A 24,724-nucleotide genomic window follows, 5' to 3' on the forward strand; every position below is an offset into this window, starting at 1 on the left:
GGCCAAGACATGCACCAGGCGACCGACCACTCGCACGTCCCCGACTGGGGCGTGGACCTCGATCCGGCCAGGCGGCCGGCGGTACCGATGGAGCACACGCCGCCGCGGCTGGAAGGCGTGTCCCGCGACCACCCGGCGCAGCAGCGGCGCACGGTGGAGGTGTTCCATTCGATCGAACGGCCGGGCATCACGCCGGTGTTCGGTACCAGCGTGCCGCCCAGCGGCGTGAGCGGCTGGATCCGCCGCCGCGCGTTCGGCCGCAGCGAGAGCGACCTGCGCCACTGGATGCTCCTGCTGCTGGCCGACCGCGTGAACGTGGCCGAAGGCCTGCTGGATGATGTGCGTCGATCGCCGCGCGCGCGCGCCGCCGCCTTCGGGATGGTCGGCGCGGCCCTCGCGTTATGGGTTCTGCGACGCAGTCGGCGGGCCTGATCCTCGCTTCCTTCGGGGCCCGGCGGCGATGTTCTCGGCGGGTGGGTCTGGGCGCCGCGTCGCAATCGCGCGCTCAGCCGGCCTCTTCCACCGCGTCGTCGTTCTTCATCACGCCACGCAGGTTGAACAGGAACAGGCCGACCTGCAGCCCTATCAGCGCCCAGGCGTGGTCATGCCAGCCCCAGGCCACCCACAGTGCGTTGCTGAGCACGAAGCACCAGAAACCCCAGGTGCGCTTGCGCCGCGACAGCGAGCCGACCAGCCACGCGGCCACCAGGGTGACCGCCATGGCGGGCCATTGCAGGGCATCGATCAGGTCGCTCATGAGCGCCGGCGCGTTCCGTACCGCGGCGCGGCGCTCGACAGGTACACCATCGCGGGTTGCGCGGCGTGCATGGAGCTTGCTTCGGAGTTGACGCCGGTGGAGGGCACGGCGTCCGCGCACCTCCTTCCGCCGATCGCGGTCCGGGCTCGGAAGGCGCTCAGGCCGGCGAATCCGGGTTGCGCATGAAAGCCATCGCGGCGGTCTTCATCTTGGCGTAGCTGGTGATGGCGTCGGCCCCCGAGGATTTCTTCCAGCTGGCGTACTTGCGATCGAACTCGGCCAGCTCGTCGGCGCTGAAAAGCTGGCGCACCGCGTCGAACATCTTGGTTTCTTCCTCGTGCGCGTGGTGCTTGATGAGCTCGCCGCATACCTGCACGGAACCGGCGAACTGGCGCGAATCCACGTCGGCGGCGTGGATGTCCGGCAACACGGCAAGCTCCACCGCGCGGTGTTCCTGGATTGCCTCGGCGTAGATCAGCTTCTGTTCGTGGTCGGCGCGATCCTCGAAAGCCGGGTAGAACACGGTTTCCTCCCATTTGGCGTGGGGGATCAGCAGGGTCTCGATCTGTTTGAGCAGGTCGTGGCGCGCGTCCGCTTCCGAGTCGGCGGTCTTGGTGATCCTGGCGAAGAGTTCGCGCAGCTGTTCGTGTTCGCTCTTGAGGGTGTCGAGGATGCTGGACATTGGGGGTGCTCCGTTGGCTTCCGGCCATTGCAGTACGAAGGGCGTCGGGTGGCGGTGAAGCGCATGTAAGAACGCGGTCCGCCCCGCCGATGGCTATGCGCACGCCTGCGCAACCGCCCACGCGGTGGGCTCGCCCGACCCGTGCAACCCGGCCAGAGACGCGCAGGGGATGCCGCTGGGTGCCGGGGTAACGGAATACGGTGGCTTTCGGTCCCGGCATTGGTCATTATTGGAAAAGCTTCGCGGGGGCACGGGGGACGGCCACCGGAGCAGCGCTATCACATCTACGGGGCCGAGCGGTCGGTTCCTTGGGGGAAGTCATGGATGCGATCGATATTCTGGAGCGGGCAGGATCGGACGCCAGCGTTTTCCGGGGAGGCAAGGAGGCCCTGCAGGCCATCATCGGCACGGAGCTGGACACCGATCTGGCGGCAGCCCTGCTTGCAAGCGATGCCGAGGCGCTTTATCGCTTGCTGGGGCAGAGCATCCTGATCGGGTTGCAGATTCCGGCCGAGGAAGAAGAGGCGCCCGATGAGGACGAGGACGACGCTGAAGAGCGTCTGCCCGAATCCTGACCGCCTGCCTGCTTCCGGCCACGGCCGATGGCCTCTGCATCCATGCATGCGCGGACTTGCCTCCTTGCCATGGTTGGCGTGCTGCTGCTCGCCGGCCACGCGGACTTCGCACGCGCCCGGCCCGGGGCCGGGGCGGTGGATCGAGCCGCCTCGCTGAAGCTGGCCGACAGCATCAAGACCACCGACAACGCCCGCTTCGCGCGGCTGCTCGACGAGCTGGACCGCGAAGCGTCCCAGCTGCCTGACGAACAGCGCTGGTACCTGCGCTACCTGCAGGCATGGGAAGCGGCATGGGTGGGTGACTATCCCAGGGCGACGGAACTGGCGATCGCGGTTGCCGACGGCGCCGGCGACATCACGCTGCGCGCCAGGGCGGGCGCCACCTCGGTCAACATGCTGGGGCTGGGGCACCGCTACGCGGAAGCGTTCACGCGGCTGGACCGGATGCTCGAGCTGCTGCCGCGGGTGACCGATCCGCTGGCGCGGTTCCAGGTCGAGGGCGAGGCGCAGCAGCTCTACACCGGCGTGGAGCAGTACGATCTCGCCATCGCCTTCGCCAACCGCATGAAGCGCGAACTGGCCACCCCGGACGCGCAGTGCAAGGCGACCGTTTACGCGCTCAACGCGGAATACCACATGGGCGCGCTCGCATCGCCTGAACGCGATCTGCTGGCCGGCATCAAGCTTTGCACCGACGCGGGGGAAACGCTGTTCGCCGACGGCGCGCGTGGCTTTCTGGCCGACTACTACATGGACCGGGGCCGTATCGCGGACGCGATCGATCTGCTGGAAGCCAACTATGCGGACCTGCGACGTACCGGCTATCGCAACCTGATTTCCCAGTTCGACGCCCAACTGGCGCGGGCCTATGACCTGCGTGGGGACTCGGCCAGCGCCAGGCAACACGCTCTTGCGGCGATCCGCTCGAGCATCAGCGGCGAGTACACCAAGCCGCTGATCGACGCTTACCGGCTGTTGTACCGGATCGACCGCGAAGCCGGGCGCTACCGCGGCGCCCTGTCGTTCCACGAGAAGTACATGGCCGCCGACAAGGCCTATCTGGACGACGTCAGCGCCAGGGCGCTTGCCTACCAGATGGTCAGGCAGAAGGTGCAGGCGAAGAAGACCGAGGTCGACGCCCTGGCGCGCAAGAACCAGATCCTCGAACTGCAGCAGGCGCTGGATCGCAAGGCGGTGGAGGCCAGCCGGTTGTACATCGCGGTGCTGGCGCTGGGGCTGCTGGCGATCGGCCTGTGGCTGCTGCGCCTGAAGCGCTCGCAACTGGAGTTCATGCGCATGGCGCAGTGCGACAGCCTCACCGGCATCTACAACCGCAAGCACTTCATGAGCGAGGCCGAGTACTCGCTGCGCTACGCCCAGCGTTCCGCCCGGGGCGCCTGCCTGGTGCTGATCGACCTGGACCACTTCAAGCTGATCAACGACACCTATGGCCATGCCACCGGCGACCAGGTGCTGCGGCGCGCGGTGGCCGCTTGCCAGGAACACATGCGTTCGACCGACGTGTTCGGCCGCCTCGGAGGCGAAGAGTTTGGCGTGCTGCTGCCGGAGTGTTCGATGGACAGCGGCATCGAGCGCGCGGAAGCGATCCGCCGCAGTGTCGCCATGCTGAGCGACCAGCCGGATCCTGGCATCCCGGTATCGGCCAGCTTCGGCGTGGCGTTCACGGGCGAGTCCGGCTACGACCTGCGCCAGTTGCTCGTGGATGCCGACCAGGCGCTCTATCGCGCCAAGCGGGCCGGGCGCAATTGCGTGGTGGCGGGCAAGCAGGGCGAGGGGGTCGTGGTCGCCTGAGTGCGGCCACCCCGTCATTCCGCCCAGGATCCGGCGCGCCACCGCTCCAGCCGCGCCCGCATGCGCCGCATGTGGCTGCCTGGCCAATACACCCGGCCGCATGCAGGACAGGCCTGGAACGGACCGGAAAGGCTGCGCGCCAGCGGCGGTATCTGTGCGCGTTCGTCCGGCGTGGCCTCATGCAGTGGCGTGTTGTCGAGCAGGCAGCGGGTGAACGGCGCGCGGCCCCAGTCGATGCCGAGCGCCATGGTCAGCTCCCTCGCCTGCGCATCCAGTCCGTCGACCGTGAGGAGCGCCACGCGGATGCCTCTGCCGGCATGCGCGGCCAGGTGCCGGTCGCGAGTGACGAGGAGGCGTGATTGCGCGTGGCAGGCATCCAGGACCGCGCGGTCCATGGCACTGACCGACGCCAGTCCCGTGTCGTAGCCGGCCGCCCGCAACCAGTGGGCCAGGTTGGCCAGCATGGCGTCGCAGAACAGCGCGGGGATGTCACCGGGGGCGGCCATCGGTGTATTCAACCGATGCGCCGGATCAAGCGGCGTGAGCGTCGCCGGTCTGCTTCGACGGCGTCTAGCCGCCGTTCGCCAGATACGCCTCCAGGCGATCGAGCAACGTTTCCTGGCTGGGCAGGATCCTGGCGCGCGCCTGGGCCAGCGTGAACCAGGCGACCCGGTCGATTTCGGGAAAACTGGCACGCTGGCCGCTGCGCGGCGGCCATTCCAGCTCGAACACGTTGCTGCGCAGCGTGACCGGGTCGAACTCACCCTCGAGCGCGAAGGCCTCGACCCATTTGCCGCCGCGCTGGCGCAGGCGTCCCAGCGGATGCAAGGGGCCCACCGCGGACACGCCGAGCTCTTCCTCGAACTCGCGGCGAGCGGCCGCCTCGGCTTCCTCGCCAGGCTGCAGCTCGCCCTTGGGCAGCATCCAGGCGCCCTCGTCGCGCCGGCGCCAGAACGGACCGCCGGGGTGCGCAAGCAATACCTGCGGGCCGTCCTCGTGCAGGCGGTACATCAGGATGCCGGCGCTGGTGATGGGCATGCGTCCTCCTGTAGCGGTGGTGCAACGGCCGCGTTCACGCCGGTCACGGTAACATCCGGATTCCCCGACGATTCCCGGAGACCGCCATGGCGATCGGTTGGGCCGGCGACGGCGCCGTGCAGGATCAGATCGACGCGACCGTGAAGGACGCGATCAAACGAGCGCGCAGCAAGCTGCCGCAGGGCCCGAGCCTGGAGCACTGCGAAGAGTGCGATGCGCCGATTCCCGAGGCGCGGCGCAAGGCCGTCCCCGGGGTGCGATTGTGCGTGGCCTGCCAGGAGGCGCAGGACAAGGCGCAGCGCGCGACCAGCGGCTACAACCGCCGCGGCAGCAAGGACAGCCAGCTGCGCTAGAACGTCCGGCTGTCCCCAAGGGCCGGATGAGCTCGCGTCGAGCATGCCGGGGCGGGTGCTTGCCTCGTCCTCGCATGACGCCATGAAAGGTGTCCACGTCCGAAGGAGCCTCTTATGCACCATCCCGACGCAGCGGCCGCCGGCCAGTTCCGGATCGGCGGCGACATTCCGGTCAACCGCCTCGGCTTCGGTGCCATGCGCGTCACCGGCAAGGGCATCTGGGGCGAGCCCGCGGATCCCGAGGGCGCTCGCGCCACCCTGCGGGCCTTGCCGGAGCTGGGCGTCAACCTCATCGATACCGCGGACAGCTATGGACCCGAGGTCAGCGAGGATCTGATCCGCGAGGTGCTGCATCCATACCGGGGCATGCTGATCGCCACCAAGGGCGGCCTGACCCGTCACGGGCCGGATATCTGGGCGCCGCTGGGGCGGCCGGAGTACCTGCGCCAATGCGTGCTGATGAGCCTGCGACGGTTGGGCGTCGAGCGCCTCGACCTGTGGCAACTGCATCGCATCGACGCCAAGGTGCCGCGCGAGGAGCAGTTCGAGGTGATCGCCCAGATGCGCAAGGAGGGGCTAATCCGGCACGTGGGCCTGAGCGAGGTCGGCGTGGAGGAGATCGAGGCGGCGCGCCGCCATTTCCCCGTCGCCACCGTGCAGAACCTCTACAACCTGGCCAACCGCAAGAGCGAGGCGGTGCTGGAGCATTGCCAGGCGCAGGGCATTGGCTTCATCCCCTGGTACCCGCTGGCCGCCGGCGACCTTGCCGCGCACGACTCGGTGCTGAGCCGCATCGCGCAGCGCCTGGACGCCAGCAACGGCCAGGTCGCGCTGGCCTGGCTGCTCAAGCGCTCGCCGGTGATGCTGCCGATCCCCGGCACCTCGAAGGTGGAGCACCTGAGGGAGAACGTGGGAGCCGCGCAGTTGGAGCTGTCGGATGAGGATTACCGGGCGCTGGAAGCTGCCGCGCGTTGATGCTCCTTTTGAGCGAAGCCCATTTCCACCCATACCCGCCCTGAAGGGAGGAGCGGGCGGGATGGGGTGTTCCCCGCACCCTGCCGCCCTCGTTATCCACCGCCTCCCACAGCTTATCCACAGACTTATTGTCTCGTCGGCTGAGAGCCTGCCGCGTATCCTCTCCCCCCGTGTCCGTCGCCACCGCCGGCGGTGCGGCAGCCTGCGAGGAACCCGAGCCCATGTCCTTTGTCCCCGAGCGCAAGAGCGGCCATTCCGCCGTCGAGGCGCTGCGCGTGCCACCGCACTCCATCGACGCCGAGCAGGCGGTGCTGGGCGGCCTGATGCTCGCGCCAGACGCGCTGGACAAGGTCGCCGACCGGCTGGGCGAGGGTGATTTCTACCGCAAGGACCACCGCCTGATCTGGCGCGCGATCAACGAACTGGCCAACAAGGGCATGCCCTGCGATGCGGTGACGCTGGGCGACTGGTTCGAGGCCAACGAACTGGCCGAGATGGTCGGCGGCGCGAGCTACCTGATCGAACTGGCCAACGCCACGCCCAGCGCGGCCAACATCGGCGCCTACGCGGACATCGTGCGCGAGAAGTCGGTGCTGCGGCAGCTGATCGACGCCGGCACGGGCATCACCGAGGACGGCTACCGGCCCGAAGGCAAGAGCGTGCAGGAGGTGCTGGAGAGCGCCGAGCAGGCGGTTTTCAAGATCGCCGAGTCGGGCGCGCGCGGCAAGAAGGATTCGGTGTCGATGCGCGACGCGGTCAAGGACGCCTTCCGCCTGCTCACCGAGCGCTACGAGAACCGTGGGCAGCTGACCGGCATCTCCACCGGCTTCAATGACCTGGACGAGCTCACCTCCGGCCTGCAGCCGTCGGACCTGATCATCGTCGCGGCCCGTCCCTCGATGGGCAAGACCGCGTTCTCGGTGAACATCGCCGAGGCCGCCGCGCTGCGCGGCAAGAAGGCGGTAGTGATCTTCTCGATGGAAATGTCCGCTTCGCAGCTGGCGTTGCGACTGATCTCCTCGATCGGCCGCATCCACGCCCAGCATCTGCGCAACGGCGACCTGTCCGAGGAAGACTGGCCGCGCGTGACCAACGCCATCGCGATCCTGTCCGAGGCGAAGATCTTCATTGACGATACGCCCGGCCTCTCGCCGGTGGAGCTGCGCTCGCGCGCCCGCCGCCTGCACCGCGAGCACGGCGGCCTGGGCCTGATCGTGATCGATTACCTGCAGCTGATGCAGGTGCCCGGGAACAAGGAGAACCGCGCCACGGAGATTTCAGAAATCTCCCGTTCACTCAAGGGCCTCGCCAAGGAGTTGAACGTGCCGGTGATCGCCCTGTCGCAGTTGAACCGTTCGCTGGAACAGCGCGCCGACAAGCGCCCGATGATGTCCGACCTGCGCGAGTCGGGCGCCATCGAGCAGGACGCGGACGTGATCATGTTCATCTACCGCGACGAGTACTACAACAAGGAATCGGCGGACAAAGGCCTGGCCGAGATCATCATTGGCAAACAGCGAAACGGCCCGACCGACACGGTGAAGCTGACCTTCCTGGGCCACTACACCAAGTTCGAGAACTACGCGGCCGATTCGTTCGTAGGCTCGTTCGATTGATGCGTAGCGGCGCCAAGCCTCTCTTCCCCGAGGTCGGTCTGGCGGAAACAGCCGGCGAAACGCGGAGGACTCCGCTTTTGGTCGGCTTCTACCCATCACGCCACGCCCGGCACGACCCATGAGCCGCACGACCACCGCAACGATCCACTTGGGCGCCCTGCGCCACAACCTCGCCCGCATCAAGGCGATGGCCAGCCCTGCGCGTGTCATGGCGGTAGTCAAGGCGGATGCCTACGGCCACGGCCTGGAGCGTGTCGCCCGCGCGCTGGATGCCCAGGCCGAATGCTTCGCCGTAGCCGCATTGGGCGATGGTCTGCGCCTGCGCGCGGCGGGCCATCGCCAGCGCATCGTGGTGCTGTCCGGCCCCGACCAGGGCGGCGACATCGCCGAGATGCAGCGCCTGCAACTGGATGCGGCCATCCACCATGAAAGCCAGCTGCACTGGCTGGCCGAGGCCCGCCCTGGCCGCGGCCGCCTGCGCGTGTGGCTGAAGATCGACAGCGGCATGCACCGCCTGGGCTTCGCCCCGGAGCACGTGGCCGGCGTGCACGCGCGCCTGGCCGCGATGCCCGGACTGGATCCGGAGATCGGCCTGCTCAGCCATTTCTCCGATTCGGAAGTCTTCGAGGGCGAGCAGACCCGCACGCAGATCACGCGCTTCGCCGGGGCGACCCGAGGCCTGGACGGGCCGCGTTCGCTGTCCAACTCCGCCGCCGTGCTCGGCTGGCCCGAGGCGCGTGTCGATTGGGTGCGCACTGGCGGCCTGCTGTATGGCCTGTCGGTGGTCGAGGGCAGGAGGGGCGCGGACTTCGGTTTCCGCCCGGCGATGACGCTGGCCACTCGCCTGATCGCCATCAACCGCATCGGCAAGGGCGAATCGATCGGCTACAACGGCACCTGGACCTGCCCCGAAGACATGCCGGTCGGCGTCGCCGCTGTCGGTTATGGCGACGGTTATCCGCGCAGCGCCGGCAGTGGCACGCCGGTGCGGGTTGGCGACACCCGCGTGCCATTGATCGGTCGCGTCTCGATGGACCTCATCACGCTCGACCTGCGTGACGCGCCGCAGGCGAAGGTCGGCGATCGCGTCACCCTGTGGGGCGACGACCTGCCCGTGGAAACCGTCGCCCGCCACGCCGGCACGATCAGCTACGACCTCACCTGCGGCATGACCCGCCGCGTGCTGTTCGTCGAGGACGAGAACTGATCCGCGCGTGGCATCCCATGTAGAGCGCAACCGTGCGAGACCGCCATGTAGGGTGCATCCCGCGCGGTCGCGCCCAGGTGCGCTCCTACAGGCGGATCCGGCGCCCGCTGTCTCGCTCCGTGCGAGGGCAGCGGGCTAAGCTCCCGTCTTCGACTACCGGAACTCCCCATGGCCAAAGCCAAGACCGCCTACGTCTGCACCGATTGCGGCGCCGAGCACTCCAAGTGGCAGGGCCAGTGCATCGAGTGCGGCGTGTGGAACACGCTGAGCGAAGTCGTGCTGGCGCCCGCGTCCACGGCGAAGGCCTCGGTAGGCGCGCAACGCTCCAGCTACGCCGGCAATGCGGCCGGGGCGGCCAGGGTCACCCCGCTCACGGCGGTGGCGCTGACCACCGAGGCGCGCACCCACACGGGCATCGGTGAGCTCGACCGCGTGCTGGGTGGGGGTCTGGTGCAGGGTTCGGTGGTGTTGATCGGCGGCGATCCTGGCATCGGCAAGTCCACGCTGCTGCTGCAGATGCTCGGCACGCTGGGCGCGCACCTGGCCAGCGTGTACGTCACCGGCGAGGAGTCGCTCTCGCAGGTGGCCGCGCGAGCGCAGCGCCTGGGGCTGCCGCTGGAGCCGCTGCAGGCATTGGCCGAGACGTGCATCGAGCGCATTCTCGAACAGGCGATCGCCACGCGCCCGCACGTGCTGGTGATCGACTCTATCCAGACGATCTGGACCGAACTGCTCACCGCCGCGCCGGGCTCGGTCAGCCAGGTGCGCGAATCGGCCGCGAAGCTGACGCGCTTCGCCAAGGAAACCGGCACGTCCGTGTTCCTCGTCGGCCATGTCACCAAGGAAGGCGGCATTGCCGGTCCGCGAGTGCTGGAACACATGGTCGACGCGGTGCTGTATTTCGAAGGCGAGTCGGGCAGCCGCTTCCGCGTGCTGCGCGCGTTCAAGAACCGCTTTGGCGCGGTCAACGAGCTGGGCGTGTTCGCGATGTCCGACAAGGGCCTGCGCGAGGTGCCCAACCCCTCGGCGATCTTCCTTTCCGCGCATTCGGGACCGACCTCCGGCAGCGCCGTGATGGTCACTCGCGAGGGCACCCGCCCGTTGCTGGTCGAGGTACAGGCGCTGGTCGACCAATCCTCGCTGGGCAACCCGCGCCGCGTGGCGCTGGGCCTGGAGCAGAACCGCCTGGCCATGCTGCTGGCGGTGCTGCATCGCCACGGCGGCGTGGCGGCGTATGACCAGGACGTGTTCGTCAACGTGGTCGGCGGCATCCGCGTGCAGGAAACCGCAGCGGACCTGCCGGTCCTGCTGGCGGTGCTTTCCTCGCTGCGCGACCGCCCATTGCCGGACAAGACCATCGCATTTGGCGAAGTGGGTCTCTCCGGCGAGATCCGCCCGGTCCCCAATGGCGAGGAACGCCTGAAGGAAGCGGCTACCCATGGGTTCCGCCGCGCCATCGTGCCCAAGGCCAACGCGCCCAAGAAGGGCAAGGTCGGCGAGATGGAGGTCATTGGCGTGGAGCGCCTGTCCCAGGCGATCGACGCCTGCCGTGACGCGTAGGGGCGCAAGGGCCAGCCCATCGACGCCGGTGCAGATAGCACGAACGGGTCGAGACTTGCCTGGCTACAGGCTCGGCATCGGACGGTGCAGGATCAGCTCCAGCACGAACTTCGAGCCGAAGAACGCCAGCACCAGCACCGCCATGCCGATCAGCGTGAGGTTGACGGCGCGGCGCCCGCGCCAGCCGGAGCGCCAGCGGCCGTAGAGCAGCACGCCGAAAACCAGCCAGGCGACAATCGACAATACGGTCTTGTGCACAAGGTGCTGGCCGAACAGGTTGCCCACGAACAGCGCGCCAGTGACCAGCGTGAGGGTCAGCAGGGCGAAACCGGCGGCGATTACACGGAACAGCAGCGTTTCGGTCAACGTCAGCGGCGGCAGCGCGCGCAGCCACGGACCGAACTGCCGATGGCGCAGGCCGCGTTCCTGCACAGCCAGGCCCAACGCCAGCACCGCTGCTATGGACAGCAGGCTGAAGGCCACCAGCGCGACGGTCACATGCAGCTTGATCTGCCAGTCCATCGCCACCGGCATGGTCGGCGGCGCCAGGAAGCTGTCGACCGCCAGCAGCACCGCGGCCAGAGGAAAGACCACCACGCCCAGCGCGGCGACCGGCCTGCTCAGGTTGACGAACAGGGTGAGCGCGGAGACGACGCAGGCGACGAGCGACAACGCGGCGAAGAAATGCAGATCCAGTGCCCCGCGATGCATGCCCAGCAGCACGCCGGCATGTGCCAGCACCGCGAGCATCGCCACCGCCAGGGCAGGGCGCTGCCAGGCCGACGACGGCTTGGTCGCTCCGCGCCCGAACAGTGGCCAGGCGAGCAGGCCGGACGCAAGCAGGTAGAAGGCGACGGCGGTGAGCGAAAGGGCGGGCAGCATGGGCGGCAAGTGTCGCATAGGGCTTTGGTGCGGTGAACGCCCGCCTGGCATCGCCGATTTCACGCGTCCGGGCCGCCCCGGTGCCACGGTGCCCGGGACATCGCCCCCTGGATGGAGGCGTGTTAAGGGCCGCCGACGGAGCGCTCTGATATATTGGCCCGCTTGTTCCTGCCGATGCCGTAGCCCGCCATGTTCGAGTCGCTGAGCCAACGCCTCTCCACGACCGTCAACCGCCTGCGCGGTCGCGGTCGGCTGACCGAGGAAAACATCCGCGAGTCCCTGCGCGAGGTGCGCATCGCGCTGCTGGAGGCGGACGTCGCGCTGCCGGTGGTGCAGGCGCTGATCGAGCGGGTGAAGGTGCGCGCGGTCGGCCAGGAAGTGCTCAAGAGCCTGTCGCCGGGCCAGGCGTTGGTAAAGGTGGTCAGCGACGAGCTGACCAAGCTGATGGGCACGGCCAACGCCGAACTCAGCCTTGCACAGCAGCCGCCCGCGGTAGTGCTGATGGCCGGCCTGCAGGGCGCGGGCAAGACCACCACGGTGGCCAAGCTCGCCCGCTTCCTCACCGAACGCAAGAAAAAGAAGGTGATGGTGGTCAGCTGCGACGTCTATCGTCCGGCCGCCATCGAGCAGCTGCGCACGCTGGCCGAGCAGGTCGGCGTGAAGTTCTTCCCGTCCGAGGCGGGACAGAACCCGGTCGACATCGCCAAGGCCGCGATCGCCGCGGCCCGCCGCGAGGTAGTCGACGTGCTGCTGGTCGACACTGCCGGCCGCCTGCACATCGACGAAGCGATGATGGGCGAGATCAAGGCGCTGCATGCCGCGATCACGCCGGTCGAAACGCTGTTCGTGGTCGATTCGATGACCGGCCAGGACGCGGCCACCACTGCGAAAGCGTTCAGCGAGGCGCTGCCGCTGACCGGCGTGGTACTGACCAAGACCGACGGCGACGCCCGTGGCGGCGCCGCGCTGTCGGTGCGCTACATCACCGGACGTCCGATCAAGTTCCTGGGCGCCGGCGAGAAGACCGATGCGCTGGAGCCCTTCCACCCCGATCGCGTGGCGCAGCGCATCCTCGGCATGGGTGACGTGCTTTCGCTGGTCGAGGAAGTCGAGCGCAAGGTCGACCAGGAGAAGGCGCAGCAGCTCGCCCAGAAGGTGATGAAGGGCAAGCGCTTCGACCTCAACGACATGCGCGACCAGCTCGAGCAGATGAACAACATGGGCGGCTTGGCCGGCCTGATGGACAAGCTGCCGGGCGTGGCCAACCTGCCGGACAACGTGAAGTCGAAGGTCAACGACAACGAGATCAAGCGCATGGTCGCGATCATCGGTTCGATGACCAAGAAGGAACGTCGCCACCCCGACCTGCTCAACGGTTCGCGCCGTGCCCGCGTGGCGCGCGGTTCGGGCACCCAGCCGGCCGACGTCAACCGCCTGCTCAAGCAGTACATGCAGATGGAAAAGATGATGTCCAAGCTCTCCAAGGGCGGCACCAAGGGCCTGCTGCGGCAGATGCGCGGGGCCATGAAGGGCATGGGCGGGATGGGCGGCGGCTTCCCGCCGATGCGCTGAGCCTTGTCCTAACCTGGGCGAAGGGCGCAGCGCCCGACGGTTGCGGCATCGCCAAGGTCTTCCCTTTTACCGAAAATCCACTAAAATGCCGCGTTTACCGCGCGCGGATCCCGTGCGTGCTGCCGGCACAGCCGGCACCTCTGGAGCTTTTACTTATGGTCAAGATTCGTCTTTCGCGCGGCGGCGCCAAGGGCCGTCCCTTCTACCACGTCGTTGTCACCGACCAGCGCAACAAGCGTGACGGTCGCAGCATCGAGAACGTGGGCTTCTACAACCCGGTCGCGTCCGGCAAGGACAAGCGCCTGGAGCTCAACGTCGAGCGCGTCAACGAGTGGATGGGCAAGGGTGCCCAGCTGACCGACAAGGTCGCCGCTCTGCTCAAGGAAGCCGGCAAGCAGCAGGCTGCTGCCTAAGCATGGCCGCAGCCGGTCGGCGCGTCCTGGTCGGACGCATCGTCGGGCTGCACGGCGTGCAGGGTGGGCTCAAGATCGAATCCTGGACCGAACCGCGCACGCAGATCTTCAAGTACCAGCCCTGGCTGCTCGAAAAGGCGCCGGGCGAGGTCAGGGAAATCGCCGGGATCAAGGGACATCCGCAGGGCAAGGGGCTGGTTTGCCAGTTGCCGGGAGTGGATGACCGCGATGCGGCGGCCGCGCTGGTCGGGCAGGACATCTACGTCGCCCGAGAGCTGCTGCCACCGCCCGGCAAGGACGAGTACTACTGGGTCGACCTCGAAGGTCTGGAGGTCGTCACCACCGAGGGCGTCGTGCTCGGACGGGTCAGCCACCTGTTCGCCACTGGCGCCAACGACGTGGTGGTGGTGAGGGACGGCACGCGCGAGCGGCTGGTGCCTTTCATCCAGGGGAGTTACGTGCGTTCGGTGGACTTGTCCGGCGGGCGCATGGTGGTGGACTGGGATCCGGAGTTCTAGCAAGCGAGGGATCCGATGCGCATCGATGTCGTCACGTTGTTTCCCGACTTCATGCGCCAGTGCGCCGCCGTCGGCGTCGTGGGACGCGCGCAGCAGCGCCAGTTGCTGCAGGTGGAAACCTGGAACCCGCGCGACTACGCCACCGACAATTACCGAACCGTGGACGGCCGCACCTGCGGCGGCGGACCCGGGATGGTGATGTTGATCGAGCCCTTGCGGGCGGCCATGAAGGCCATGCGCGAGGCGGCGCCGGAGCCGGCGCACGTGATTTACCTCAGTCCGCAGGGAGCGCGGCTGACGCAGGGCAGGGTGGAAGCGCTGGCGAAATTGCCGCGCATCGCCTTGCTCTGCGGGCGTTACGAGGGTGTGGACGAACGCCTGCTGGCGCGCGAGGTCGACGAGGAGCTTTCCATCGGCGATTATGTGCTGTCCGGGGGCGAGCTGGGCGCCGCGGTGATCATCGACGCGGTAGGCCGGTTGCAGGAGGGTGCGTTGAATGACGCGCAGTCCGCCGAGCAGGATTCGTTCTCGAACGGGTTGCTCGACTGTCCCCACTACGCGAAGCCGGTGCATGACGCACTCGGTGACGTCCCGGAGGTATTGCTCTCCGGCGACCACGCGGCGATCCGCCGTTGGCGCCTGAAGCAGTCGCTGGGACGGACCTGGCTGCGAAGGCCCGACCTTTTGGCGCAATGCGCGCTGGACAAGACGTCCCGCGCATTGCTCGAAGAATTCCGCCGCGAGCATGCTCGACAGGAGCAGCAGCGGCACGACGAAGCGGCCGTCAAGCCGCAGTAATTGCAAATTTCAATCAGGTGTTGCCATGAACAAGATCATCGAACAGTTCGAAGCCGAGCAGATCACCCGCCAGCTGCCGGAATTCGGCCCCGGCGACACCGTGGTGGTCAACGTCAAGGTGAAGGAAGGCAACCGCGAACGCGTGCAGGCCTTCGAGGGTATCGTCATCGCCAAGCGCAGCCGCGGCCTGCATTCGGCCTTCACCGTGCGCAAGATCTCGCACGGCACCGGTGTGGAGCGCGTGTTTCAGGCGCACAGCCCGGCGATCGATTCGGTGCAGGTCAAGCGCAAGGGCAAGGTGCGTGGCGCCAAGCTGTACTTCCTGCGTGGCCTGGAAGGCAAGGCTGCCCGCATCAAGGAAGACATCGCCGCCGTGTCGGCCGCCAAGGCTGCCGCCAAGGCCGCTGCTGCCGCCGAGTAAGCGCAGCCGGATTTGTCTGGCGACGAAAGCCCCGCGGAGCGATCCGCGGGGCTTTTTGCGTTCAACGCCATCGATTGCCATGCGTGCGGGCCCGTAATGCGCCGCTGTAGGAGCGCCCTGGGCGCGGCATGACGGGAGTGTTTCTCCCGCCTGCATCGCGGTCGCGCCGAGGGCGCTCTACCGTGGCCGAATCTGTGGCCGGCTACATCAGCCGCTGCGGCTCCTGCAGGAAATTGCCCTGCACGAAATCCACGCCGCAGGCGAACAGCAGCGAGGTGCTGGTTGCGTCCTCGACCCACTCGGCCACGGTCAGGCGCTTCGCTTCGTGGGCCTGCACGCAGATCTCCCCGATCTTCTTCTGGTTCTCGGGATGCTGCGGCAACTGGTTCATGTAGGTGCGGTCGATCTTCAGGTAGTCCGCATCGATGTGGGTCAGCAGCTGGAACGAGTTCAGGCCCGAGCCGAACTGTTCGAGCGCGAACCGTCCGCCCATCTTCTTCCAGCGGGTGATGAACTCCTGCGCGGGACGCAGCAGGGTCACCACCTTGCTCTCGGTCATCTCCAGCACGATCTGGCCCTGGCGTAGCGCGGCCCGTTTGAGCCGGTCTTCCAGCCAGGGCAGGAACGTGGGGTCTTGCATCGATTGCGCCGTGAGCTTGACGAAGAAGGTCGTCTGTACGCCCTGACCGTCGCGAGACTTGAGCATCTCGATGGCGCGGTTGAGCACCCAGCGATCGATCGCCGGCGTCAGGGCGTGCTTTTCGGCGATCGGCATGAAGAAGCCGGGCAGGACCTCGCCCTGCGGCCCGTTCATGCGTAGCAGCACCTCGGAGTACTCGCCCTCGGCGTCCTGCAAGCTGATCGTGTGCTGGTGGTAGAGCACGAAGTTGTCCTGCTCCAGCGCCTGCTTGAGCAGCTGCAGCCAGTAGCGCTCGCGCTCCTCCTCGGCCTTCTCGCGGGCGGCCGGGTCGTGCAGTTCGCTGCGGCCGCCGCCCTGGCTGTGCGCGTTGCGCAGCGCCTGGCTGGCCTGGTTGAGCAGCAGCTCGGCATTGGCGTTCTTCTCGCCCAGCAGGCTGCCGCCGATGCTCGCGGTAACCGTGATCGAACGGGTGCCCGCGTCGAAGATGTCGCTGGCAACGGCCTGCAGCACGCCGTCGATCCATTGCTTGATCGCCTCGTCGCTGCGCGAGTCCAGCATCACGCCGATGGTGTGCTCGGCCAGCAGGCCGGCCATGTCGGTCTCGCCCAGCAATGCGCTGATACGGCCCGCGAACGCGGCGAGCAGCTCATCGGCCTGGCCCAGGCCGATGCCGGCCACGATGGTCTGCCAGTTGTCCGGTTCGATCAGGAGCAGCGTCTGGCCCTTCTTGCCCTTGGCCGCGGCGGCAACCGACTCGTCGATGTACTCGAGCGTGCGGGCGCGATTGAACAGGCCGGTCACCGCATCGCGCTGCAATTGCTCGATCAGCGCAGGGTCGACCTGCTGGCGGCGGAACACGATCTGCAGGCAGGGTTCGCCCTCGAACGTGGCGCCGGCGAATTCGACCGTGGCCTTGAAGGTGCTGGCGTCGGCGCGACGGGCCTGCAGCTCGACCTGGTTGGATGCCTTCTCCTTGCGCGAGTGGGCGCGCAGGAGGTTCTTAAAGGCCTCGGCGTCGGCGGTGCCGATCATGTCCAGCACGGGCAGGCCGAGCAGGTCGTCGAAGTCCTCGTAGCCGAAGGTTTCCAGATAGGCACGGTTGGCGCGCACGTGCATGCCTTCGTGCACATAGGCGATGGGGTCGGTGGAAGAGTCGAGCAGGGCGTCGCAGCGCCGCTCGGATTCGCGCAGCGCGGCCTCCAGCAGGCGCACCTGGCGGCGCGTGTGCAACGCCTCGAACTCGCGCTGCAATACCGCGATCAGCTGCTTGGGCTGGGTGCGCAGCGCGGTCCCGCGCACGCCGCCGGCGAACATCTCGGCCACGCTCTGGGTGTCGAGCTGGTTGACCAGGGCCAGCAGCGCGACGTCGCGGCCGTGCACGTCGAGCAGATGGGCCACCTCGCGCAGCTCCATGCCCGCGGCCGGGTCGAACAGCACGATATCGGGCTCCAGCTCGTCCAGCGCCGCCTGTACCTGGTCGGTCTGGGTTGCCCGTGCCGGACGCACCGCGATGCCGGCGTTGCGCAACAGGCTGATGATCTGTTCGGCGTCCTCGACCGATTTCTCGACGAAGAGGATCTTGATGACGGAGTCTTTTTTCATTGAGCCCTGGCGGCTGCCCCTGGATCGGCTGGGTCGCAGGCGCCCCTCGCCGCGACCGGAAGGGCGAGCGGTTCCAGCCGCTCACCTTCATCCCGGGTTTGTAACGGATTCGCTCACATAGCGCCAGCGGCAAGTCGCACAAAGGCAACGCCCGCCTCACCTGATGGCGTATCCGGTTACAGCGGGCGTTTGGACGCGTCCCCGGCGACTTCGCGCACCAGCCGCGGCACGAGATAGCCGGGCAGGCGCTGGCGCAGCGTCTCGACCAGGCCCAAGGCCCGCGCGTCATCCACCTCGAAGTGGGCGGCGCCCTGCACGCGATCGAGCTGGTGCAGGTAATAGGGAAGCACGCCCGCGGCGAACAGGCGCTCCGACAGCAGCGCCAGGGTGTCCGCGTCGTCGTTGATCCCGCGCAGCAGTACCGACTGGTTGAGCAGAGTGGCGCCGGCCTGGCGCAGGGCGGCGGAGGCGGCATCCACGGTCGGGTCGAATTCGTTGGCGTGGTTGGCGTGCAGCACGATGACCTTCTGCAACGGCAAGGCGTCCAGCCATGCCAGGAAGGAGGCGTCGATGCGCTCGGGCAGTACCACCGGCAGGCGCGTGTGGATGCGCAGGCGGGTGACCTGGGGCAGGTCGGCCAGGCCGCGCCCGAGTTCCTCCAGCTTGGAGGTGGACAAGGCGAGCGGGTCGCCACCGGACAGGATCAGTTCGCTGATCGACGGATCGGCCTGGAGGTGCGCCAGCGCCTGCCGCCACTGCCCGGCAGCGGCGATTTCCTCGCCATAGGGAAAATGCCGGCGGAAGCAGTAGCGGCAGTTCACCGCGCAGCTGCCGCTGGCGATCAGCAACGCGCGGCCGTGGTACTTGTGCAGCACGCCCTGCGCTTCCCGGGCGGCCAGATCCCCCACCGCGTCGATCACGAAACCCGGCACCTGCTCGAGTTCGGCCAGCTGCGGCAATACCTGCAGCAGCAGGGGGTCGCCGGGATCGCCCCGGCGCATGCGCGCCACGAAGCCGCGCGGCACCCGCAATGCGAAGCCGGCATCGGCCGGAGGCAGCCGATCGGCCAGGTGCGCGAGCCCCACGGCGGCAAGCAGTTCGCCTGCGTCGGTGATGGCATCCCGCCACAGCTCGCGCCAGTCGGGCGCGGTCGGCGATAGGCGGGGAGCGGGGCTTGCGGTTATCATGGCGGGCCTTGAAGCGGGCCTGCGGCCCGTGCAAATACCTATTTTAGCCGCCGGAACGGCGGTGTTTACCTCTGGAGCAGAAAGCGCATGGCGACCGCCGGTCTCAACGACGTCAAGAAGGGTATGAAGATCCTTCACAACAATGATCCGTGGGTCATCACCGACGCCGACTTCATCAAGCCCGGCAAGGGCCAGGCGTTCACCCGCATCTTCATCCGCAATCTGAAGACCGGCCGCACCACCGAGCAGACGATGAAGTCGTCCGATTCGTTCGAAGTCGCCGACGTCAACGATACCGACATGCAGTACCTGTACTCCGACGGCGAGTTCTGGCACTTCATGCAGCAGGAAACCTTCGAGCAGCACCAGGCCACCAAGGCGGGCGTGGGCGATGCGGCGAAGTGGCTCAAGGGCGAGGAAGAGTGCGTGGTCACGCTGTTCAACGGCGAGATCATCACCGTGCAGCCGCCGAATTTCGTCGAGCTGAAGATCACCGAGACCGATCCGGGCGTCCGTGGCGACACCTCCGGCGGCGGCGGCAAGCCGGCCACGCTCGAGACCGGCGCCGTGGTGCGCGTGCCGCTGTTCGTGGGCACCGACGAGGTGATCAAGGTCGACACCCGCACCGGCGAATACGTCAGCCGCGTCGGCAAGTAAGCGCCGGCAGCAGCAAACCGACGGCACGGCAGCGCAGGCGCCGTGCCGTTTTCGTTCCACCGTTACACGAGACCGCGATGACCGAAGCCACCACCGAGATCGACCTCCTCATCGAAGCGCGCTGGGTGGTTCCCGTGGAGCCGCACGCCGTGGTGCTGGACAACCATGCGGTGGCAATTGACGGTGGGCAGATCAAGGCGATTCTGCCGATCGCCCAGGCGCGCGGGCTCTACGCGCCGCGCGAGCGGATGGAGCTGTCCGAGCACGCGCTGATCCCCGGCCTGGTCAACACCCACACGCACAATCCGATGACGCTGCTGCGCGGCCTGGCCGACGACCTGCCGCTGATGACCTGGCTGCAGCAGCACATCTGGCCGGCAGAAGCGAAGGTGATCGGGCCGGAGTTCGTGCGCGACGGCGTGGAGCTGGCGGTGGCCGAGATGCTGCGCGGCGGCACCACCTGCGCCAACGAGAACTACTTCTTCCCCGACGTGATCGGCGCGACCTACCGGCGGCTCGGCTTCCGCGCCGTGGTTGGTCTGCCGGTGATCGAGTTCCCGACCGCCTGGGCCAAGAGCCAGGACGAATACTTCGAGCGCGCGGGTGAAGTGCACGACAGCTTCCGCGGCGACGGCCTGGTCGGCACGGCGTTCGCGCCGCATGCGCCCTACACCGTGTCCGACGAGAGCTTCGCGCGCATCCGCGTGCTTGCCGACCAGCTCGACATTCCGGTCCACCTGCACCTGCACGAGACGGCCCACGAGGTCGAGGAAGAGAAGAAGAAGTCCGGCCTGCGCCCGTTCCAGCGCCTGCAGAAGCTCGGCCTGGTCAACGACCGCCTGATCGCGGTGCACATGACCCAGCTGACGGACGGCGAAATCACCGCCTGCGCCGAGGCCGGCGTATCGGTGGTGCATTGCCCCGAGTCCAACCTCAAGCTCGCCTCCGGCTTCTGTCCCGCGGAAAAGCTGCGCCGGGCCGGCGTCAACGTGGCGATCGGCACCGACGGTTGCGCCTCGAACAACGACCTGGACATGATCGGCGAACTGCGCACCGCGGCGATCCTGGCCAAGGCGGTCGCTTCGGATGCCGCTGCGTTCGACGCCGCCTTCGCGCTGCGCGCGGCCACGCTCAATGGCGCCAGGGCGATGGGCTTGGACAGCCGCATCGGCTCGATCGAGCCGGGCAAGCAGGCCGACCTTGCGGCGGTGCGGCTGAGCGACATCGAAACACAGCCGCTGTTCCACGTCGCCTCGCAACTGGCCTACGCGGCCGGCCGGCACCAGGTGACCGACGTGTGGATCGCCGGCCGCCGCAAGCTGGCCGCGCGTGAACTGGTCGACCTCGATCCGGGGGCGATCCTGGCCAAGGCGCACGCCTGGCGCGAGCGCATCGCCGCGTTCTCGTAAGGACGTCCATGAATCTTTATCTCGTCCTGGTCATGCGCCGCCCGCAGTTCGACCCCGCGGTAGTGCCCGCGCACCAGTGTTTCCTCGACGAACTGCGCGCGGAGGGACGCGTGGAACGCTCGGGCCCGTTCGGCGACAAGTCCGGCGGCGCCTACCTGCTGCGCGCGGCAGGCCTGGAGGAGGCACGTGCGATCGCCCATCGGGACCCGACCCACGTCAGCGGCGGTTGGGACGTCACAGTGTACGAATGGCAGGCCCGCTAGCCATCCGCTCCTTCAAGAAGCCTGCGTTTTGAAAGGACTGCTTCCATGACCGAAACCACCGTCAACGTCAGCCCCGACGAAATCGCCCGCTTCGACAAGCTGGCCGCCCGTTGGTGGGACCCCGACGGCGAATCGCGCCCGCTGCATGACCTCAACCCCGTGCGTGCCGCCTACGTTGCCGCCCGCGCGGACCTGCGCAGCGCGAAGGTGGCCGACGTCGGCTGCGGCGGTGGCCTGCTCAGCGAGGCGCTGGCGCGCGAGGGCGCGAAGGTGACCGGCATCGACCTCGGCGAGAAGGTGATCGAGGTGGCGAAGCTGCACTTGTTCGAGTCGGAGCTGCAAGTCGACTATCGGGTTCAGTCTTCCGCGGCCCTGGCTGCCAGCGAACCGTCCAGCTTCGATGCGGTCTGCTGCATGGAGCTGATCGAGCACGTGCCCGATCCCGAAGCGCTGGTGAACGATCTGGCCGCGCTGCTGAAGCCGGGCGCACGCCTGTTCATGTCCACGCTCAATCGCACGCCGGCCGCCTTCGGCGCGGCGATCCTCGGGGCCGAGTACGTGATGCGCCTGCTGCCTCGCGGCACCCATCACTATGCGCAGTTCCTCAAACCCTCCGAGCTCGGCCGCCTGGTCCGTCATGCCGGGCTTGAGCTGGAAGACGTTTCCGGCCTGGCCTACAACCCGATCACGCGCAAGGCTTCGTTGAGCCGCATTACCGCGGTCAACTATCTGCTGTGCGCGCGCAAGCCGGCATGAAGTCGTTTCCGCCAACGCTCGAAGGCGTGCTGTTCGATCTCGACGGCACGCTGCTGGACAGCGCACCGGACCTGTACGCCGCGCTGGAGCGACAGTGCAAGGAAGAAGGCGTTCCTGTGCCGCCCTACGCGCCGGTGCGCGAGGTAGTTTCGCGGGGCGCGAAGGCGGTGTTGCGTTGCGCCTTCGGCCATCTGGGCGAGCCCGCGGTGGAGGCGCGCGTGGAGCGCTACCTGGCGCTGTACGAACAAGTCATGGGCACGGCGACGCACCCGTTCGAGGGCATCGAACCGATGCTCGCCCAACTGGAGGCGGCCGGCGTGCGTTGGGGCATCGTGACCAACAAGGCTGGCTTCCTCACCGAAGAGTTGCTCAAGCGGATCGGCTGGGACGGCCGCGCCGCGGCGGTGGTCAGCGGTGACACCTTGCCGGTAAAAAAACCCGACCCGGCGCCCGTGCGCCTGGCCTGCGAGCGCGCCGGCATCGACCCAGCCCGCAGCCTGTTCGTGGGCGACGACCGCCGCGACGTCATGGCCGGCGCCGCCGCCGGCCTGTACACCGTGGCCGTGGCCTGGGGCTACCTCGACGGCGGCGATCCGCGCGAATGGCATGCCGACGCCGTGCTCGACACGCCCGCCCAGTTCGCCCTCTGGTTGCGCCGCGGGCAGGCGGTGGCGTGATGGAGGTCGGCCACGATGCCCTGCAGAGCTACGTCAACAAATGGCTCGCGGCCCAGCCGGCCCAGCGTGTGGCGCTCGCGTTCGTCGATCCCGCGCGCCACGCCGGCCACATCGCGCTTGCCGCGCTGGAGCAGGAACTGCTTGCCGCCGCCTACGGCATCCGCGAGCCGCACGTGGCCGCCACCAAACTCAACTGGTGGGCGGAGGAGCTGGCTGGCGCCGCGCAAAACGGCGGCCGTCATCCGCTGACCCAGGTGCTGTTCGACGATGAACGCAGCGGCCGCATCGACAGCGAGCGCTGGCTGGCGCCGGTGGTCGCGGCCATGGCCCAGTTGGAAGAGGGCACCGCGGCCGACTTCGGCGCCCAACTGGCGGCCGCTTCGCAGCTGCACGGTGCGTTGGCCGCGCTCGAGACCGCCTGGTGGTTCGGCGAATCGGCCTCGCCCGAGCGCGCCGCGCGGGTGGCCGCGATCGCTCACCTGCTGCACGCGCTGCGCCGGCTGGATGACGATGCCGAACGCGACCGCCTGCCGCTGCCGATGACGTCGCTGGCCCGCCATGGCCTGCGACGCGACGAGCTGCGACGTGCCGGCGCCGCGCGCAACGCGGCCGTGCGCGGCCAGCTGGAGGAGCTCACGGCCGCCTGGCGCGAGGCGTCGCGGCTGGCGGGGCCGCTCAGCGTATTCCGCGCCGTCGAATCGCATGCGGGCGAGCGCCTGGCGCGGCGCGCGGCCGGCGCCGCCGAGCCGCTGCAGGTCCTGCAGCACGCGCGTCCGTCCGGTGGCCTGGCGACGACCCTGGCGGCCTGGCAGGCCGCGCGGCGCTGGCGCCGCGGGAATGCCGCCTGACCAAACCGCGGGCAAGTGGCCAGGCACTCAACACAGTGTTTCCGCAGCATGCCTGTTGCCCCCGCGCGCGCTGCCCCAAAATAGAAAGCCGCACGGCCCCCGCCTGCCGCAAGGACATCCCATGCACAGCCACGAAAACACCGCCCGCCTGTTGCCCGACGTCGCTGGCCAGGCGCAGCCGCACCTGGCCGGGGCGCTGGACTGGGTGGGCATGGACGGCATCGAGGTACCGGTGCGCTTCGATGCCGGCGACGGCAATGTGGAGCGCGCCAGTGCGCAGGTGGGCGCGTTCGTCAACCTGACCCGGCCGGACAAGCGTGGCATCCACATGTCGCGGCTCTATCTGCTGGTCGACAGGCACCTCAGCGCCAAGCCCCTGGATGCGGCGATGATCGAGGCGCTGCTGCAGGCGTTCCTCGAATCCCACAGGGATCTTTCCGACCGCGCCCGCATCAGTATCCGCTTCGACCATCTGGTGCGTCGGGAGGCCTTGCGCAGCGGCAACAGCGGCTGGCGTGCCTACCCGGTGTCGATCGAGGCGAGTCTGGGCGCCGACGGTTTCCAGCTCGAACTCGGCACCGAGGTGGTCTATTCCTCCACCTGTCCGGCATCGGCTGCGCTGTCGCGGCAGCTCATCCAGGAGCAGTTCTCGCGGGATTTCGATGCCTCCAGGCCGGTCGACCATGCGGCCGTCATGGCCTGGCTGGGCAGCGAGCAGGGCATCGTCGCCACGCCGCATGCGCAACGCAGCGTCGCGCGGCTGCTGGTGCGCCTGGCCGACGGCGTCGGCTTCGACCTGATCTCCACACTCGATCGCGTCGAACGGGCGCTGGGCACGCCGGTGCAGACGGCAGTCAAGCGCGAGGATGAACAGGCCTTCGCGCTGGCCAACGGCGGCAACCTGATGTTCTGCGAGGACGCCGCACGGCGGATCCAGAAAGCGCTGGATGCCGACCCGCGCATCGCCGACTTCCACGTGCGGCTGGAACACCAGGAAAGCCTGCACCCGCATGACGCGGTGGCCTACGCCAGCAAAGGCGTGCCGGGCGGCTACGGCTCCGCCGCGTAATCGGATCCTTTTCCCGCATTCGGGGAAATTGACAGCGGCCCCTTTTGCGGTCCGGATGCCCGAATGGCAATCCGCCGCATCCGGACGACGCTCCTCCGCCGCCCTGGCCATCCGTTACATCAGCGCTCCCCGGGGGGACGGCAGCGGGTCAAATGGAAATGCGCGGGAACAGGGTCTTCGCCACCGTCGCACAGCGGCTGGCAGCGAAGGATGCGCCACAGCGCCAGCACGCTGCCGCGCAGAGGACCGAAGCGCACGATGGCAATCCGTGCATAATCGGAACAACTGGGATGGAAGCGGCAACGCTGACCCAGCAGGGGGCTCAACAAGCGTTTGTAAGCGCCAAGCAGGAGGAGCAGGAATCGGGTCACTTCGTTCACGCAGCCAGAACGGCTCGCGGCATGTAGTGCCTTGAAGTATTCCAGATGCCTGTTGAT

General features: G+C 68.1%; 28 protein-coding genes. 20 read left to right on the forward strand and 8 right to left on the reverse strand.

The genetic code is table 11. The features are described 5' to 3' along the window. Window positions 1-9: 9 nt before the first annotated feature. A complete protein-coding gene (locus ACFWZ1_RS06050) occupies window positions 10-432 on the forward strand; it encodes a hypothetical protein (protein ID WP_231324642.1) in 423 nt (140 codons plus the stop codon). 73 nt (window positions 433-505) lie between these two features. Here the strand turns inward: ACFWZ1_RS06050 and ACFWZ1_RS06055 are convergent, their stop codons facing one another. Both ACFWZ1_RS06055 and ACFWZ1_RS06060 read right to left on the reverse strand, forming a co-directional pair. Next, complete coding sequence (locus tag ACFWZ1_RS06055) at window positions 506-757, reverse strand: hypothetical protein (protein WP_439665765.1); 252 nt, start codon at window positions 755-757, stop codon at window positions 506-508. 157 nt (window positions 758-914) lie between these two features. Beyond that, window positions 915-1,439: a hemerythrin domain-containing protein gene (locus tag ACFWZ1_RS06060; protein ID WP_439665766.1), complete on the reverse strand. Its 525-nt coding sequence runs from the start codon at window positions 1,437-1,439 to the stop codon at window positions 915-917. A 320-nt stretch (window positions 1,440-1,759) separates the two neighbouring features. Between ACFWZ1_RS06060 and ACFWZ1_RS06065 the strand changes: the two genes are divergently transcribed. Then, on the forward strand, window positions 1,760-2,014 hold the full coding sequence (locus ACFWZ1_RS06065; protein ID WP_231324648.1) for a hypothetical protein: 255 nt from the start codon (window positions 1,760-1,762) through the stop codon (window positions 2,012-2,014). A 69-nt stretch (window positions 2,015-2,083) separates the two neighbouring features. Further along, window positions 2,084-3,826 carry a diguanylate cyclase gene (locus ACFWZ1_RS06070; protein WP_439665767.1) on the forward strand — a complete coding sequence of 581 codons (1,743 nt, stop codon included), beginning with the start codon at window positions 2,084-2,086 and terminating at the stop codon, window positions 3,824-3,826. A 14-nt stretch (window positions 3,827-3,840) separates the two neighbouring features. Here the strand turns inward: ACFWZ1_RS06070 and ACFWZ1_RS06075 are convergent, their stop codons facing one another. Together ACFWZ1_RS06075 and ACFWZ1_RS06080 are read right to left on the reverse strand one after the other, a co-directional pair. Then, complete coding sequence (locus tag ACFWZ1_RS06075) at window positions 3,841-4,332, reverse strand: Mut7-C RNAse domain-containing protein (protein WP_439665768.1); 492 nt, start codon at window positions 4,330-4,332, stop codon at window positions 3,841-3,843. Between the two features lie 64 nt (window positions 4,333-4,396). Then, complete coding sequence (locus ACFWZ1_RS06080) at window positions 4,397-4,864, reverse strand: NUDIX domain-containing protein (protein WP_439665769.1); 468 nt, start codon at window positions 4,862-4,864, stop codon at window positions 4,397-4,399. Window positions 4,865-4,950: 86 nt separating this feature from the next. Between ACFWZ1_RS06080 and ACFWZ1_RS06085 the strand changes: the two genes are divergently transcribed. From ACFWZ1_RS06085 to radA, 5 genes are all read left to right on the forward strand, one after another. Continuing rightward, window positions 4,951-5,217 (forward strand): DksA/TraR family C4-type zinc finger protein, encoded by a 267-nt coding sequence (locus tag ACFWZ1_RS06085; RefSeq protein WP_439665770.1) that lies wholly within the window; start codon window positions 4,951-4,953, stop codon window positions 5,215-5,217. Between the two features lie 114 nt (window positions 5,218-5,331). Continuing rightward, window positions 5,332-6,192, forward strand: coding sequence for an aldo/keto reductase (locus ACFWZ1_RS06090; RefSeq protein WP_439665771.1), 861 nt, complete (start codon window positions 5,332-5,334; stop codon window positions 6,190-6,192). A 221-nt stretch (window positions 6,193-6,413) separates the two neighbouring features. Continuing rightward, window positions 6,414-7,808, forward strand: a complete 1,395-nt coding sequence (locus tag ACFWZ1_RS06095; protein WP_231324659.1) for a replicative DNA helicase — start codon at window positions 6,414-6,416, stop codon at window positions 7,806-7,808. 118 nt (window positions 7,809-7,926) lie between these two features. Further along, the gene (gene alr, locus ACFWZ1_RS06100; protein ID WP_439665772.1) at window positions 7,927-9,015 is read left to right on the forward strand and encodes an alanine racemase; all 1,089 of its coding nucleotides are present in this window, start codon (window positions 7,927-7,929) and stop codon (window positions 9,013-9,015) included. Window positions 9,016-9,183: 168 nt separating this feature from the next. After that, window positions 9,184-10,575, forward strand: a complete 1,392-nt coding sequence (radA, locus tag ACFWZ1_RS06105; protein WP_439665773.1) for a DNA repair protein RadA — start codon at window positions 9,184-9,186, stop codon at window positions 10,573-10,575. Window positions 10,576-10,638: 63 nt separating this feature from the next. Here the strand turns inward: radA and ACFWZ1_RS06110 are convergent, their stop codons facing one another. Beyond that, entirely contained in the window at window positions 10,639-11,457 is an 819-nt protein-coding gene (locus ACFWZ1_RS06110) for a cytochrome C assembly family protein (RefSeq protein WP_439665774.1), read from the reverse strand. Window positions 11,458-11,646: 189 nt separating this feature from the next. Here ACFWZ1_RS06110 and ffh point away from each other — a divergent pair, with 189 nt between their 5' ends. The 5 genes from ffh (at window position 11,647) to rplS (ending at window position 15,179) form a co-directional block, all read left to right on the forward strand. Beyond that, a complete protein-coding gene (gene ffh / locus ACFWZ1_RS06115; protein ID WP_231324666.1) occupies window positions 11,647-13,029 on the forward strand; it encodes a signal recognition particle protein in 1,383 nt (460 codons plus the stop codon). Between the two features lie 155 nt (window positions 13,030-13,184). Continuing rightward, a complete protein-coding gene (gene rpsP, locus ACFWZ1_RS06120) occupies window positions 13,185-13,442 on the forward strand; it encodes a 30S ribosomal protein S16 (protein ID WP_231324668.1) in 258 nt (85 codons plus the stop codon). Window positions 13,443-13,444: 2 nt separating this feature from the next. Then, on the forward strand, window positions 13,445-13,960 hold the full coding sequence (gene rimM, locus ACFWZ1_RS06125) for a ribosome maturation factor RimM (RefSeq protein ID WP_439665775.1): 516 nt from the start codon (window positions 13,445-13,447) through the stop codon (window positions 13,958-13,960). Between the two features lie 15 nt (window positions 13,961-13,975). Then, a complete protein-coding gene (gene trmD, locus ACFWZ1_RS06130) occupies window positions 13,976-14,758 on the forward strand; it encodes a tRNA (guanosine(37)-N1)-methyltransferase TrmD (RefSeq protein WP_439665776.1) in 783 nt (260 codons plus the stop codon). A gap of 25 nt (window positions 14,759-14,783) precedes the next feature. Further along, a complete protein-coding gene (gene rplS, locus ACFWZ1_RS06135; RefSeq protein ID WP_209621135.1) occupies window positions 14,784-15,179 on the forward strand; it encodes a 50S ribosomal protein L19 in 396 nt (131 codons plus the stop codon). Window positions 15,180-15,381: 202 nt separating this feature from the next. Here the strand turns inward: rplS and ACFWZ1_RS06140 are convergent, their stop codons facing one another. Next, the gene (locus tag ACFWZ1_RS06140; protein ID WP_231324673.1) at window positions 15,382-17,421 is read right to left on the reverse strand and encodes an EAL domain-containing response regulator; all 2,040 of its coding nucleotides are present in this window, start codon (window positions 17,419-17,421) and stop codon (window positions 15,382-15,384) included. Between the two features lie 176 nt (window positions 17,422-17,597). Next, window positions 17,598-18,608: an EF-P beta-lysylation protein EpmB gene (epmB, locus tag ACFWZ1_RS06145; RefSeq protein WP_439665777.1), complete on the reverse strand. Its 1,011-nt coding sequence runs from the start codon at window positions 18,606-18,608 to the stop codon at window positions 17,598-17,600. Window positions 18,609-18,695: 87 nt separating this feature from the next. Here epmB and efp point away from each other — a divergent pair, with 87 nt between their 5' ends. The 7 genes from efp to folE2 all read left to right on the forward strand — a co-directional run bounded on the left by efp (window position 18,696) and on the right by folE2 (window position 24,287). Next, window positions 18,696-19,265, forward strand: coding sequence for an elongation factor P (gene efp / locus ACFWZ1_RS06150; protein ID WP_231324677.1), 570 nt, complete (start codon window positions 18,696-18,698; stop codon window positions 19,263-19,265). Window positions 19,266-19,342: 77 nt separating this feature from the next. Beyond that, a complete protein-coding gene (locus ACFWZ1_RS06155) occupies window positions 19,343-20,674 on the forward strand; it encodes a TRZ/ATZ family hydrolase (RefSeq protein WP_439665778.1) in 1,332 nt (443 codons plus the stop codon). Between the two features lie 8 nt (window positions 20,675-20,682). Beyond that, a complete protein-coding gene (locus tag ACFWZ1_RS06160; RefSeq protein WP_439665779.1) occupies window positions 20,683-20,937 on the forward strand; it encodes a YciI family protein in 255 nt (84 codons plus the stop codon). A 45-nt stretch (window positions 20,938-20,982) separates the two neighbouring features. Beyond that, window positions 20,983-21,693, forward strand: coding sequence for a bifunctional 2-polyprenyl-6-hydroxyphenol methylase/3-demethylubiquinol 3-O-methyltransferase UbiG (gene ubiG, locus ACFWZ1_RS06165; RefSeq protein WP_439665780.1), 711 nt, complete (start codon window positions 20,983-20,985; stop codon window positions 21,691-21,693). Then, entirely contained in the window at window positions 21,690-22,370 is a 681-nt protein-coding gene (gene gph / locus ACFWZ1_RS06170) for a phosphoglycolate phosphatase (RefSeq protein ID WP_231324685.1), read from the forward strand. The genes ubiG and gph overlap by 4 nt, the downstream gene beginning before the upstream one ends. Beyond that, window positions 22,370-23,218 carry a squalene/phytoene synthase family protein gene (locus ACFWZ1_RS06175; RefSeq protein WP_439666875.1) on the forward strand — a complete coding sequence of 283 codons (849 nt, stop codon included), beginning with the start codon at window positions 22,370-22,372 and terminating at the stop codon, window positions 23,216-23,218. The genes gph and ACFWZ1_RS06175 overlap by 1 nt, the downstream gene beginning before the upstream one ends. 121 nt (window positions 23,219-23,339) lie before the next feature. After that, window positions 23,340-24,287 (forward strand): GTP cyclohydrolase FolE2, encoded by a 948-nt coding sequence (gene folE2, locus ACFWZ1_RS06180; RefSeq protein ID WP_231324689.1) that lies wholly within the window; start codon window positions 23,340-23,342, stop codon window positions 24,285-24,287. A 119-nt stretch (window positions 24,288-24,406) separates the two neighbouring features. Here the strand turns inward: folE2 and yidD are convergent, their stop codons facing one another. Beyond that, on the reverse strand, window positions 24,407-24,658 hold the full coding sequence (gene yidD / locus ACFWZ1_RS06185) for a membrane protein insertion efficiency factor YidD (protein WP_439666876.1): 252 nt from the start codon (window positions 24,656-24,658) through the stop codon (window positions 24,407-24,409). Window positions 24,659-24,724 lie beyond the last annotated feature (66 nt).

Source organism: Frateuria sp. GZRe14, assembly GCF_051900395.1.
Lineage (GTDB): Bacteria > Pseudomonadota > Gammaproteobacteria > Xanthomonadales > Rhodanobacteraceae > Frateuria_A > Frateuria_A edaphi.